The following is a 14,067-nucleotide window of genomic DNA, read 5'->3' as shown; positions in this document are numbered from 1 at the left end:
TGATGTCGCGTTCCTGAAGAAAATCACTTTACACTATCAAATGTAAGGGCAGGGCCCACCATCGACCGCTCGGCAGGTTGGCCCTGTTGTTACAATCCATCGTGAATGATTAATAATGGAATGGGTTTATGCCCAAAGTGAGGTTAGAACCAATTAACTACGTGGTGCAATTTTTGCGGTCAACTCGTCAATACGACTTTTTATTTCTTCATCTGAGATAGTTAAGTTTAGTTTCATCTGTATAAAAGCTAATCGTCCCTCACAAGCACGAATTATTTCCGCCCAAGTTTTAATCCAAATAGTGACACCGTTTTTTATGTAAAAGACACCTTGTGGCCTATTGTCTTCAGTTATTTTATCTCGGACATAATCATCATATTCAGTACCGATTAAGTAGAAATTCCAATCCGTATTTGTACCTTTGAAGTCATGTTGTTTGGATAGCGTCAAAGCATAGTTCTCAATTTGGTCAGCTTCTTTTTTAGTAAGTTTAATCTTTGGGGCCTTCAGCTCAATAACAAGAAATTCTTTTTTTTCAGCGTCAGGGTGAGGAACACTTCTTCCTAAAAAAGTATCGACTCTAGCAGATTTACCTTTGATAGTTTTAACTGGCTTACGGCCTTTGCGTTTTTTTCCCATATCTGAGCAAACACGGTTCATAATGCGAGTTAATCCAGCTTCATGTAAAGTTATGTGAAAGTTCTCACCAAATAACCAAGTGTTGTTCTGTATTAGAGTGTCTAGTTGCCCCCGTTCTTTGACATGCTTTCTGAGGTCTTTATCAAATACGACTTTTTTTAGAACTTCGATTATCGTAATTCTTTCATAAATGAACTGTGCGGTTTCTACTATATTTACTAACTCTGTTTTTTCCAACAAATCCGCGAAGTCGTCTTGTTTGTTTTTAGGTAAACCGAAAACGGCAGATAAGATTGTAGTTAGCGAGTCTGGATTACTGATAAAGGCTTGCTTTAAAAGCGAAAGCATCATTTCTTTTTGTGAGTCATGAGCCTCTCTGAAGGTTTTGGAATATGTGCTGGCGACCCTAGTCGTTACAGCGAAGACTTCCTGTTCTGCCTTTTCTGCGGCGTTCTGCGGGTCTTGTTTGTAGGGGTATATACCTTTTTTTTTATACTCTTCGATAAGGCCTGAGTTTAAATTCGCCTGAATTTCTCTAAAAACATTGTTAAGTCGTTCGCGTATTTTTTCAAATGTTTCAATTAATATTGGCTCATTTAGGTCTCCAAGCCCTAACAAGCCTTTCTCATGGGCTTCATTGAAATAGTCAGAGTATGCATATGCAGAAAATGAAATACCTGGCGCAGTTACGTTAGCTGGCTGTGAGTCCAAAATTACTCCAGGTCGAGAGCCATAATATATTTTTCTCTCATCATTTGAACGCTTCCATATTACTAAATCGACCTTGTTAACTACTATGGTTTTACCGTTGCTGGTCACTTTGAACTCAGGAATTAGTCGACGGTTTTCGATGTCAATATTGGGATTAAGTTTTACGCCATTAAAGTGTATCTGCACGCCTGAATACCGAATTAAGTAAGGTGCAAAAATGTGAGATAGTTGCGTTATTATCTCAGGATGGTCAAGTTCATCAAAAACTAACGATAGTGCGGATAGTTTAGCTATTGTGCCAGTTTTGTCGCCTTTCACAGGGATTTTTGTGATTTCGGTCTTTTCTAAATTTAGGGACTTAATTTCTATTGCAATTGCTTCGAGAGTGCCATCTACCATAGACACACTTTCCCAGTTGGCAAAACCTGCGATGGAATGAAAGTGTAGTCTGCCCTTACCTTCTTTGCCGTGTAATGCACGTTTACCTACTGTAGTTTGTTTTTGTGCCTTCCATGAACCCCCAACTTTTTGAAAAGCCTCCACCGCTTGTTGAGTGTTAATTCCCGTTCCATCGTCCTTCACCGTAATTTCATCCACCCCGCCAAGCTCATTTACCTTAGTTGTGACAAATACGTTAGACGCATCGGCATCCAATGAATTCCAGATGAGTTCAGAAATTACTTTTACTGGGTTACTTGAATTTACAGTTTTTTTGACAAAATCTTGCTTTGCCGCCAAGCTTAGGGTTTCGTTGTCACCGATTGTATCAAGCATAAAATTAGTACCTCGCAAGTTAGGTAGCTTAACAGCGACTACGGAAAGATAGCAACTAGTCCGTTTTACAATTATGCAATTACTTCCAAAGTCCGTTATGTCACTGCCGTGGCCTTATTCGACTAAAATCGATTCAGAGGAACGATTTTTAGGCTTCGCCTATGGTCCGCCAAGCCCCTTCAATACCCTTAATTCCTCTTTGGTCTGTCGCTCTATCCTCCATAAAACCGACAAATTTAGTTTTTTAATTCCCGCCCTTCAAAGCGAGGGTAAATTAGGTTTGTTCTTTATGGCGGGCCTGATCGTACGTTGGATTGGCATAAAGATGACATGCGTCGTTGAACGCTTTGGGTTGTAACGCGCCCAAAGTTATGAGGCGGCCTGATGCGTGCTATCAACGCCTTGTAATGAGGGGTCTTTTGGCCATCAGTAATCTGGATGAAACATGTCACCGTGTGGCCGTAAGGTTACAAAAATAACTTTCGCTAGCCAGGGTTCCCCAGCCCGTAACCCGATGACCACACGGACGCCCACTTTCATCCAAGAGAGGAAATAAGAGAGACGCAAATGAGAGAATTTAAGATGAGGTAATTAAATATAAATACCCCGCCCAAATGCCAGCACCAATGCCAGTCCAAATGCGAGCCCCAATGAATGGCGCGCTTGCGCGGCCACTTGGGGGCGGAGGTTAATATAGATCGAGAAAGATACGGGGCCGCATCCTCTATTGCTCGCTACACGAGATGTCGTTCGGAGGGTTAGCGTTTTTTCGCGGGCTTTCGGCCTTTTCGCATTAATTTACCTGTGCCGCCGCTATTGCGGTTTGGGGGCGTTCGTTTTCCGCTGGGTCTTTCCGAATTTGGGCCGCTATTGGGGCCACGATTTGAACGGCCACCGCCAGTCTTTCCTGACGGTTTACCAGAGGGTTTTCCAGTGGATTTACCAGTGGATTTACTAGGGGGCTTCCCGCCTGTTTTGCCTTGTGCATTTCCGGCGGCTCTGGCCGCTGCGCGGGCTAGCTTTTTCTTATGCGGTTTTTTCGGTTTGCTGTCGAAATTCATCCCATCTTTGGGGCCGTCATGGGCGGGGCCGGGTGTACGGGCGTTTTCTGGGCTGTCTTGGTAATCTGACTTGCCGTGATATTTGGGTTTATCTTTACGGGGGGCTTTGCCTTTATAATCAGACTTTCCCTTATAATCAGACTTGTCCTTGTAATCAGACTTGCCTTTATAATTCGACTTCCCTTTGGGCGCTCCGTCTCTTTTGGCGCGCGGTTCGCGGGGCTCTTGGCCTCTTTGTCCGCGCGAGGCCTGAAAGTCTGGCTTGCCTTCAATCCGGGTTGCGGTAATGGCTTTTTCGATTTTACCTTCGGGGCCAATGGCGGCCACAAAACGCTCCACACCTTTGGGCGCAACTTCGACAAAGGTCTGCGTATCGGTAATTTTAATATTGCCGATTTCGCCTTTTTTCAGCTCGCCCGATTTGCATAACATAGGGAGGATCCAGCGGGGCTCGGCTTTTTGTTTGCGGCCCAAATTGAGGCAGAACCAAATACCGCCCTCGAAATCATCGCGGCCTCTGGTTTCGCGGTGTTCACGCGAACGCCTCTCGCCGCCGCGTTTATCATCCGCGGGGTTATAGCTATTGGCCGCCGATAATTCCTCTGGCGCAGAGCGCGTCGCGCGATATTGGCGGATGAAAGCCATTGCGATAGATTCAGATGAATGCTCGGCCAGTAATGTATCGACAATGGCGCGTTCTTCATCAGAGACAGGCGTATCGAGCACGAGAGAGGCGAGCATACGTTCATCGTCTTTGGCGAGGACTTCTTCCGCCGAAGGGGGCTTGCCCCAATTGGCGGTTATTTTGGCGTCGCGGAGTAATCGTTCTGTTCGTCTTTGTGCCTTATAGGGCACGATGAGCGCGCTAATGCCTTTTCGTCCGGCGCGTCCTGTTCGGCCAGAACGGTGGAGCAGGGCTTCGGGGTTTTTGGGAATAGAGGCGTGGATAACGAGTTCAAGATCAGGCAAGTCAAGACCGCGCGCCGCCACATCAGTGGCGATGCAGACTTTGGCGCGTCCGTCTCGCATGGCTTGGATAGCATGGCTACGTTCGGCTTGGCTTAATTCTCCGGATAGGGCCACAACCGAGAATCCGCGATTTCCAAATCGGCTCGTCATGCGGTTGACGGCCATACGGGTATCGCAGAACACGATGGCATTTTTCGCATCATGATATTGTAACAGGTTTGAAATGGCATTTTCACTATCAGCGGGCGCAATCGTCAAGGCGCGATATTCAATGTCCAGATGTTGTTTTGTGTCGGCGACGACTTTTAATCGGACTGCATCTTTTTGGTATTTCTTGGTCAAGCTGGTGATAGAGGCCGGCATAGTGGCCGAGAACATAAGGCTGCGGTGGTTTTCGGGGGCGGCGTTGAGGATGAGCTCTAATTCCTCGCGGAAGCCCATTTTTAACATTTCATCCGCTTCGTCGAGGACGACGGCTTTCACGCCGCTCATATCTAGCGAGCCGCGTTTAATGTGGTCGCATAATCGCCCGGGCGTGCCGACGACGATATGGGCACCGCGTTCCAATGCGCGGCGTTCCGTGCGCATATCCATCCCGCCAACACAGGTCGCCAGAATGGCGCCTGCTTGGCCATATAGCCATTCCATTTCGCGTTTGACCTGCAAGGCTAGCTCACGTGTTGGCGCAATCGCTACTATGAGCGCGCTCTCTGTTGGCGCAAATTCGTCTTCTTTGCCCAACAGGGTCGGCGCCAGGGCCAGGCCAAAGGCAACCGTTTTTCCTGAACCCGTTTGGGCCGAGACGAGCAAATCAGAATGAGAGATTTTTGGGTCAAGCACAGCAGACTGAACAGGCGTCAGAGTTTTATATCCCTTTTTCGCCAAAGCGGCCGCCAAAGAAGGGTGAACCGTATCGGGCAAAGCGGTGTCTGTTTTGCCTGTAGGGGCATCTGCCTCTGTCGCTTCGGAAGGGGTCGGGGACATATCTGTCATAATTTCTTTCGGGGGCTATTCGGTATAGGCGCATATTCGCCCCGCCTCATCGCGTATCATATACTAAACGCCCAAGCCCCGCCCCCTATGGTGTTTAGGGCGAACTGTATAGGGAAAAGGTGAGTCAATGCCCATGATGCACAGGATAAGGCCCCCTTTCTCACAGAAGGGAGGGATGAGATAGCTTGATAAGCCCTTCTCATCTGTTAAGAGGCGGGCAGAATAATTTTTAGTATAAAGGACTCGCCATGGCAGGCCATTCAAAATGGGCGAATATCCAGCACCGTAAGGGGCGTCAGGATAAACTTCGCTCGAAACTTTTTTCTAAACTCGCGAAAGATATTGCGATTGCGTCTAAAATGGGCGGCCCTGACCCTGATATGAATCCGCGTTTGCGCCTCGCTATTGCTAACGCCAAAGGCCAATCCATGCCGAAGGATAATATTCAACGTGCTGTTGATAAGGGTGCAGGCGGCGACGGAGATGATTACGAAGAAATCCGTTATGAGGGATTTGGTCCCGGCGGTATTGGTTTCATCGTCGAAGCCAGCACAGACAATAAGAACCGCGCTGCGATGGCTGTGCGGACGGCCTTTTCTAAAAATGGCGGTGCTTTGGGAGAGACAGGTTCTGTTGCTTTCATGTTCGACCAATTGGGTAAGATTGAATACCCTCTAGCGGTCACAGATGAAGACTCAATGATGGAGGCGGCTATCGAAGCTGGCGCTGAAGATTGCGAGACAGATGAAGAAGCCGAAGACCAGTGGGATGAGTATGAGCCCGTTCATACAATCTGGACGGCCCGTGATGATCTTGGGAATGTTGCCGCAGAACTAGAAAAGACATTTGGTGAAGCCAAATCCGTCAATCTGGTTTGGAAAGCCCAAAACGAAATTGATAATCCTGAACAGGCGGCAGCGGTCGTTCGTCTCACGGATGCACTCGAAGATGTCGATGATGTTTCAAATGTATTCCATAGCTTTAATATGACAGACGAAGCTTTAGCGACGCTAGAAGGCGATGAGTAAATTGAATTAAATAATTCAGAAGGCGGCTCTGAATTAAATTTCAGAGCCGCCTTTTTTATGGGCTTATATCAATCTGATCCAGATTAGATTGAACTTGGCCTCGACTAAGCAAAGACTCGATTAATCAAGGTCAGAAGCGCTATGCCGATTAGGGACGCGCTCTTCTTCGGGGCCCCACATTCGGTTAACACGGCGACCGCGCTGAACGGCTTTACGTTCGCCAATTTGGTTTGTCCAACGCAGGACGTTTTTATAATCCTGAGTTTGCAAAAACTCTCCTGCTTCGTAAATATTGCCCAAAGCGAGCTGGCCATACCATGGCCATATGGCCATATCTGCGATAGAATATTCATCACCTGCGAAATATTCATGCTTTGCTAGGTGTTTATCCAATACGTCGAGTTGGCGTTTTACTTCCATAGCAAAACGGTTGATGGGATACTCCCATTTCTCGGGGGCATAGGCATAGAAGTGACCGAAACCACCGCCTAGATACGGACCGCTACCCATTTGCCACATAAGCCATGAAATCGCCTCAGTACGGGCGGTGAAATCTGTGGGGAGGAAGGCCCCAAATTTCTCAGCCAGATACATTAAAATTGAGCCTGATTCAAAAACGCGCTGGGGCGGGTTTGTACTGTGATCCATTAGCGCAGGAATTTTAGAATTTGGATTTACAGAGACGAAGCCGCTTGTGAATTGATCGCCTTCTTGGATATTCGTGACCCAAGCATCATATTCGGCGCCTGAATGCCCGGCGGCGAGTAATTCTTCGAGCATGATTGTCACTTTCACGCCATTGGGTGTTGCCAAAGAGTAGAGCTGCAGCGGGTGCTCGCCTACGGGTAAGTCTTTTTCAGACGTGGCGCCTGAAATAGGTCTGTTTATATTGGCGAATTTCCCGCCTGAACTTTTGTCCCATGTCCAGACTTTTGGTGGGGTATAGATATCAGTCATAATGGTTCTCTCTGTTTAGGGAAAATGTAAGGTCGTTTGCTGTATCATCAAGGCAGGGCGCTTTCACAATAAATTGAAAGGCTTCAATCTTGATAGCGTGAACGATCCCATACTTGATTAAAGGGCTTGCTCCGCCCCGAAGGTTGAATAATCATAAGATGTTCCCGTGTTAGATTTCGCGGACCATCTACGCCGCAGGCATGCGAGATGACTTCGACTTCTTTTTTTATGCTTTTGACATAATTACGAACGCGTACGGCCTTGTTCGAAGGGTCCAAACCGCGCTGAAGGCGGTGATTATGTGTCGTAATTCCCGTGGGGCACGTATTTTTGTCGCATTTCAAGGCTTGGATGCAGCCCAAGGCAAACATGAAGCCCCGCGCGGCATTAACAAGATCAGCGCCCGCGCAAAAGGCCCATGCGACATCGGCGGGTGTAATAAGTTTGCCGCTGGCAATTAGGGCGACGCGGTCTCGTAATCCATATTCACGCAAGAGGTCATCCATTAAGGGTAAACTCTCACGTATAGTTAAACCTGTATTGTCGATGAGAGGGAGGGGCGCGGCACCCGTTCCGCCTTCGCCGCCATCAATAACGATATAATCTGGCGCACTCTCTTCGCCTCGTTGTTTAATGGCTTTCATTAGATCGATAATGGGTAGGGGATTCCCAATACAAAATTTGAGCCCCGTTGGCCGCCCAGAGACTTCTCTTACGTTATGCACAAGGTCAAGCAGCTCTTCTGGGTTAGCGGCATCAATATGCCGGTTAGGAGAGATAGCATCTAACCCTTCGGGAATGTGGCGTATCTCTGCAATTTCAGCCGTCACTTTTTTGCCGGGTAATATACCGCCTTTACCGGGCTTTGCCCCTTGGGAGAGTTTAATTTCTACCATGCGAATATGCGGGTTTTCGCAAATTTTTCTAAGCCTCTCTTCATTCAATGTGCCGTCTGGGTTTCGTGCCCCAAATTTTGCTGTCCCAAGCTGATAAATGACGTCGCATTTACCCTCTAAATGATAAGGAGACACACCGCCTTCGCCCGTATTTAAATAACATCCTGCCAAAGCGGCCCCATGAGAGAGGGCTTGGACAGCAGGTTTGGATAGACTGCCATAGCTCATGGCGGAAATATTAAAGAAACTTTTGGGGGCATATGGGTGCCGCGTGTTTTTCCCAATAATAAAGGCAGGCAGGTTTTCATGCTCGTCTTGAAGTTTTGGAAATAAACCATTGGCGAAAATAGGTGTGCCGGGCGAGAGGACTTTCGTTGAACCGAAGGGAACAACATCAGCGCCATGATCGGCAACATGGTTTACCCATTCTCGCTCTGCGCGGTTGAAGGGCATTTCTTCACGATCCTGAGCGAAAAAATATTGTCTAAAAAATTCCCCGAGTTTTGAAAACACAGTCCGAAACCGCCCTATAACTGGGTAGTTTCGTCGGATGGCACTTTTTGTCTGGGTGATATCGATAATGAAGAATATCAAGCCTGTGATGACCAACATTCCAATGACAAACAGGAAAAGCGACCCCAGAAGATTTAATCCCCGCATGGCAAAGCTCGTCGCATGTTCCATAGGGGTGAGATCCACCTGAAAAGTAAGATTAAATGAGCGATTTGAGAGCATTTAGATGTTTCTCATCCTTAGTTGGTATTCTGTTGACTTATGCGCTTGATATTGAGGCTCGGCAAGTCGTCTGGCATAGCCTATGACGTGATAATCCATGACAATAACCTAATGTATCAAAGTGGGGATGGATTTAGGGAATATTATTATATCATTGCCTAAGCTCAACCTAAGGATAACACTGATGAAGCTTTTTTTAATATCTGTATTGAGCATTTTTCTGATTTTCATCGGTGGGTGCGTTGCTGGTTTTTTTATGCCAAATACGCTGACAGTAGAGCGGTCCATTGTCATGGACGCTTATATTGATGATGTTTTCCCTTATCTAGAAGATCTCGAGCAACATCAAAATTGGGCGGCGCTTGATCTCTATCTGGGGAATACAGCCATTATTACCGGAGGCGCAGATTATGGGACAGGGCAAACGCAAGCCTGGCAAAATGGCCCTGAAAATTTTGAGTTTGGTAGCCGCGAAATCGTTCAATCTCAAGCGGGAGAATTTGTCCAAATTAGTTTAAATATTGCGGGCAAGAGTAGTTTAATGACCCATGCGTTAACATCAAACCAAGATGAGACTGTAACTGTCTTATCCAATCACGCCTTTCCGCAACCTGGGTTTCCTTATCTTGGGCGATTAAGGCAATACCTCGTTAAATCTGGTCGTGAACGAGATTTAGATGCTGCGTTATTACGGTTGAGAACTATCGTAGAAGCCAATCGGGACTAACGCAAAAAGCGCTATTTTAGGAAAGAGTGCCTTTAGGGGTCTGGTACGGTTTCGGCGCGCATCCAATCGGGCAGGGGTTGAACGGACTCAGATTCGTCTGTGTCAGTTTCAAGGGTATTTGTCACACGGGATTCTGGTTCAGGGGCGTTTAACTTTAAGGCCCAATTATTGGGATCAATGGCATCTGTTTTAGGGACTTCGACAGGTTCGAGAAATTTATTTGTACTACGAACAGGATTGGAGCGGAATGTATTATTAAAACCGCCGACATCATCCAATACCGTGGTGGAAGGGCCGCCGCCATTAAAGGAATTATCACCAAGGGGTACCTTCCAGATATTCTGTCCTCCGCCAACTTGTCCGGCAGTGTCTGGACGCCTCGTTAGACCATTTGCGCTAGTTTCACCGCGATCAGTGCCAGTTCCGGCCATACCATTGAAACTTTCCCATCCGGCGCTGTTGCGGCCTTGATAGGTTCGTAAATATTCAGGGCAGTTTTCATGCGTTCTGTTGGCCTCGCGGCATCGAATATCCAACACGAGACCGTCATAGCCTGCGCCAGGGCTCGAGGGTCCAGGGGCTAGCGTCCAGCCATTTGCGCCCGGTGCAGTACGGCGTGTTCCGCCGCTGGGCGGAATTCCGTTCCCGCCGCCAGTACTCGGTCCAGCTATTAAGGGATTCCTGCTCGTAGGTCCGCCTTGCCCGGGTGTGGTTGGAGGTAACCCAACGGGGCGGCGGAGCAAGTCTTCCATCGGGCTTGATTGTGATTGCGGTATGGCTGTTTCTATTTCGTCAGGTGTGACGGGTGCATCGGGTGATGCCAAAATAGTGGGTGCCGTGGTCAAGGTTTCTGGAGCAATAGGTGCTGGCTCTGCGACATCAGGCGGGTCAATTGTTTCGGGTGTTGGCGGCACTGGGTTTGGCTCGATAATGGGCTCAGGCGTAATGGGCGCTAAGATGTCTTCGGGCTCTTCTGGCAATATTTCTTCTTCGATGACGGGGCCCGCTATTGGCGCTTCGTCAATTGGGTCAGGCGTGATGAGGGGGGCAAGCTCTAAGTCAGGCTCTGGTTCAATCAATGGGGCATCCACGATGGGGGCCTCGGGGAGAGGGTCTTCGATAAGCGGTGAATCAAGAGACTCTGGAAAGTCTTCTATGATTGGCGCTTCTTCAATTGGCAATTCTTCTAGAATTACTTCTGGCTCGGCAATCGGGTCTGGTTCGATAATGGGTTCTGGTTCAGGAACAGGCTCTGGAATGGGCTCTGGCTCAGGAATGGGCTCTGGCTCAGGAATGGGCTCTGGCTCAGGAATAGGTTCAGGCTCAGGAATAGGTTCAGGCTCTGGCTCAGGGTTAAGCCGTTCAACGGGCAAAGGCTCTATTGTGGGCTCGGGCTCGACCATTGGTTGAGAGATGATTTCAGGCGTAGGCGGTATAATTTCAGGTTCTGGTTCAACTATAGGCTCTGGCTCGATAATAGGTTCAGGAATAGGCTCGGGTTCAGCTATAGGTTCTGGTAGGGGTTCAGGTTCAGGTTCTGGTTCTGGTTCAGCTATAGGTTCTGGAGCCGGAGGTTGTGGCGCAATGGGTTCGGGTTTCGGTCTGGGCTTGGGGCGTGGGGTCACGGCTGGAGCAGGGGTTGCAGGGCGCAAGACTTCTGGTTCAGGCGCTGGAGTTGGTTCTTCTGGCGGCGTTGGGTCAAAAGTCACGATTTGAACTGGAACTACTTCGGGCTCTTCAGTTATCAAATCAGGCAAAATGAAATTTGGCGATAGAACCAAAATCAATGCCACATGCACGGCCATAACAGCTGCGATAATCGATGTAACGCGCTGCGCATCGTCCTCAAAGAAATCTATGACGGGATCATCATCCAAATAGGGAGAGAAATCGCCATGATGAGGAGGCAAGGGGTAGTGGTCAGTATATGTCATTGACCCCTTCACACGCGTTGGAACCCTAATATCGCCGCCAAATTAGCAACCCTAATCTCTTAGCCATAAGGGTAAGTCTAACATCCGCCAAGAGGGTGTTGGCAGAAGAATACTCTAACGGGTGTTAAAAATTAGTCAGACATGAAGGGATATGACTTAATGGGGCGTTACACTTTCGTATCTATGGCGTTTTTAAGGGCCTTATCTGTGATTTCAAAAAATTTATCGGGCCGGGCCGCAATCATGCGGCCTGTTGATAATTGCCTCTCTTGAAGGCTGTCATCTGTATGCAGAGACACTTCACTGACCCAATCGCCCTCAAGATGTCCCGCTTCAACAAAGCGTAAAAATAATCTGCCGTCCCGTGTCGCCTGTCCTGTTTCACCAGCATAATTGACATTAAAGACCAGATCTAATTTGCGATCGGCTTCGTGATAACGACAAGATTTTGTATAAGCATGTCCGCGGCTTCTCTCTGAACCCGGCTCTTCTAGCCCTTTTCTTGTTGGGTATAAATCGACTTTGTAATCAAGATTGCCCTTTGCCGAGATGTAAAACGTCATCACAGCGTAATTTGCGTCTTTGAACGAAGAGAAGCTAAAGGGGGCCGTCACATAATACCATTTACCAAGAATGCCGCGTAAGTAATATCGCGTGAGCCCTCGTTTCAAGAGAGTGAAAATCGAATAGAATCCTATCGTTGCAAAAAGAGCATATATAATTTGAGGGAGCAGGGCCATTTGGCTGACTTTCGGAGCCAGTATAACAGAGGTAGCCGCTAATATTAAAGAGGTTCCAAAGGCAGATGCACTGTTGATTTGTTGTCTGTTCATGACAAAATTTACCCCTCTAAATTGCCTATGCTCCCCTAATTCAGCCATACATTAAGGGCAGACTTGATGTTCTTCGTAACCACAAAGTGTTGTACCATCAAGGTAAATGCATTAGAGGCCAAACCCTCATTCTATTCATTGAACCCATTATGGTGAAGTTATGTCAAAGCTTATCAATATGAAAAACGGGCCCAAAGCTTACACCAGCGAAGAAATCCAGACATTGAAAGAAGACTTAAACGCGTTTTCAAACGGTGATTCACGCTTGCTTGTCGTTCGCTATAAGATAACGGAACCGAGCCAAGCTGTCTTGGATGTCGTCTTTTGTTCAATGTTGTTATCTAACTATCTCTTAATCGGAAGCGGTTCAGGCCGTATGACAAAATTGATTGATTTAGTCGGCGTCGGGTCCAGATTTTCAGATGGGCAATCTTATGGAGCTTTGAACTATGGCCGCGCTCTCTTAAGCGGTGGGTTTGCTTCTTTTAAAAATCTAAAGCAGTGGTGTCACATGCTCGGTTTGGACAGTAGTGACGAAATCGCTGGCATGAGCAAATATTCAGAAATTCAAAGCTTCCTACAAACGACGTCAACGCAAACTCTATCATCTTTTGATTTAGAAGTGGCGGAAGCCAGTATTTCCATAGGCGGCGTTTTTGATGGGGAAGAACGGTTCCGTAAATTTGAAGTTGTTCAGAAGTCATCTTTGGCGACCACAGTCAGCTGTGACGGTATGACCTTGCCGCTTCAATTTGATCAAGTGTCAGACTTTAACAGCGTTATCGTAAGAAACACAATTTCAAGAAACGTCATTCAGCTTGATATGGATATGTCACGCGTGGATGAATTTTTGAAAGATTTTGCCGTCGCAACGAAATACCTGTGTAACCTTAACTTCATGAGAAGTTATCCAACTTCTATGCAATCTTCTCTGGAAAGACCAAGCGGCGTATCATGAAAGTCGCAATCATTGGCTTAGGGTTGATTGGGTCATCAATTGCTAGGGCGGTTATGCGTGCAGAGACCTCTGCGCACATTCTGGCCGTCGATGCGAGTGACGATGTTCTGAAACAAGCTTTGGAACATGACTTATGCCATGCAACCTCCAATGATATTCACGATATAACCGAAGATTTTGATTTTATAATTTTAGCAACACCTCTGAGTGCCATCGTTAAAATATTACCCGAAGCTATCGATTTGTCTGGGCCAAAGACAATTGTTCTGGATGTGGGTTCGGTAAAGAGCGTTGTCTATAATAGATTGCTTGAAGTACGGCCCGAATTTAACCGGTTTATTCCCGCTCACCCTATGGCTGGTAGCCATTTGGCTGGCCCATTACATGGCCGTTCAGATATGTTTGATAGCCGGAAAATAATCCTCACACCGCCTGAGACTGTTGATGAAGACGCCTGTCGTAAAACAGTAGAATTTTTCGAAATGCTGGGCGCCGATGTCGTCTCTATGGCGCCAGATGCTCATGATGAGATAATGGCCTATGTGTCGCATTTACCGCATTTATTGGCATTTTCTTACATGAAGGCTGGCACAGAGTTTAAAACCGATGAGGGTGTCGACTATATTGATTTTTGCGCGGGCGGGTTTTACGATTTTACTCGTATCGCCCAAAGTGATCCTGCCATGTGGGTGGACATTTTCGAATATAATAAAGGCAAAATTCTTAAGTCTTTGAAAGATGTTTTACGAGTGGTAAATGATTTTGTCGAAACGATTGAGAATTCTGATTCAGAACGTGTCATGCAGACTATAAATCTTGCAAAAAATGAGCGTCAAAAATTAAGGTAACACT

General features: G+C 47.1%; 10 protein-coding genes. 4 read left to right on the top strand and 6 right to left on the bottom strand.

Features of this window, described 5'->3' with window-relative positions:
- Positions 1–153: 153 nt before the first annotated feature.
- Both DES40_RS08060 and DES40_RS08050 read right to left on the bottom strand, forming a co-directional pair.
- Positions 154–2,124 (bottom strand): ATP-binding protein, encoded by a 1,971-nt coding sequence (locus tag DES40_RS08060; protein ID WP_121100600.1) that lies wholly within the window; start codon positions 2,122–2,124, stop codon positions 154–156.
- Positions 2,125–2,882: 758 nt separating this feature from the next.
- Positions 2,883–5,147 (bottom strand): DEAD/DEAH box helicase, encoded by a 2,265-nt coding sequence (locus tag DES40_RS08050; RefSeq protein WP_233345528.1) that lies wholly within the window; start codon positions 5,145–5,147, stop codon positions 2,883–2,885.
- 248 nt (positions 5,148–5,395) lie between these two features.
- On the opposite strand from DES40_RS08050, the gene DES40_RS08045 reads away from it, so the two are divergent.
- Positions 5,396–6,175, top strand: coding sequence for a YebC/PmpR family DNA-binding transcriptional regulator (locus DES40_RS08045; protein ID WP_121100596.1), 780 nt, complete (start codon positions 5,396–5,398; stop codon positions 6,173–6,175).
- Between the two features lie 120 nt (positions 6,176–6,295).
- On the opposite strand, the gene yghU is transcribed toward DES40_RS08045, so the two are convergent.
- Together yghU and DES40_RS08035 are read right to left on the bottom strand one after the other, a co-directional pair.
- Positions 6,296–7,132, bottom strand: coding sequence for a glutathione-dependent disulfide-bond oxidoreductase (gene yghU / locus DES40_RS08040; RefSeq protein ID WP_121100594.1), 837 nt, complete (start codon positions 7,130–7,132; stop codon positions 6,296–6,298).
- Positions 7,133–7,215: 83 nt separating this feature from the next.
- Positions 7,216–8,712 carry an FMN-binding glutamate synthase family protein gene (locus DES40_RS08035; RefSeq protein ID WP_407656788.1) on the bottom strand — a complete coding sequence of 499 codons (1,497 nt, stop codon included), beginning with the start codon at positions 8,710–8,712 and terminating at the stop codon, positions 7,216–7,218.
- Between the two features lie 235 nt (positions 8,713–8,947).
- Between DES40_RS08035 and DES40_RS08030 the strand changes: the two genes are divergently transcribed.
- Positions 8,948–9,490, top strand: coding sequence for an SRPBCC family protein (locus DES40_RS08030; RefSeq protein WP_121100592.1), 543 nt, complete (start codon positions 8,948–8,950; stop codon positions 9,488–9,490).
- Positions 9,491–9,522: 32 nt separating this feature from the next.
- On the opposite strand, the gene DES40_RS13190 is transcribed toward DES40_RS08030, so the two are convergent.
- The gene (locus DES40_RS13190; RefSeq protein ID WP_170144932.1) at positions 9,523–11,424 is read right to left on the bottom strand and encodes a hypothetical protein; all 1,902 of its coding nucleotides are present in this window, start codon (positions 11,422–11,424) and stop codon (positions 9,523–9,525) included.
- A 167-nt stretch (positions 11,425–11,591) separates the two neighbouring features.
- Positions 11,592–12,257, bottom strand: a complete 666-nt coding sequence (locus DES40_RS08010) for a hypothetical protein (protein ID WP_121100585.1) — start codon at positions 12,255–12,257, stop codon at positions 11,592–11,594.
- Positions 12,258–12,417: 160 nt separating this feature from the next.
- Here DES40_RS08010 and DES40_RS08005 point away from each other — a divergent pair, with 160 nt between their 5' ends.
- Both DES40_RS08005 and DES40_RS08000 read left to right on the top strand, forming a co-directional pair.
- Positions 12,418–13,215, top strand: coding sequence for a hypothetical protein (locus DES40_RS08005; RefSeq protein ID WP_121100583.1), 798 nt, complete (start codon positions 12,418–12,420; stop codon positions 13,213–13,215).
- Complete coding sequence (locus DES40_RS08000; RefSeq protein ID WP_121100581.1) at positions 13,212–14,063, top strand: prephenate dehydrogenase; 852 nt, start codon at positions 13,212–13,214, stop codon at positions 14,061–14,063. The genes DES40_RS08005 and DES40_RS08000 overlap by 4 nt, the downstream gene beginning before the upstream one ends.
- Positions 14,064–14,067 lie beyond the last annotated feature (4 nt).

This window comes from Litorimonas taeanensis, from assembly GCF_003634015.1.
Taxonomy (GTDB): Bacteria; Pseudomonadota; Alphaproteobacteria; order Caulobacterales; family Maricaulaceae; genus Litorimonas; species Litorimonas taeanensis.
Note: the sequence above shows the minus strand (reverse complement) of the source record. Positions and strands in the feature narration are given on the sequence as shown.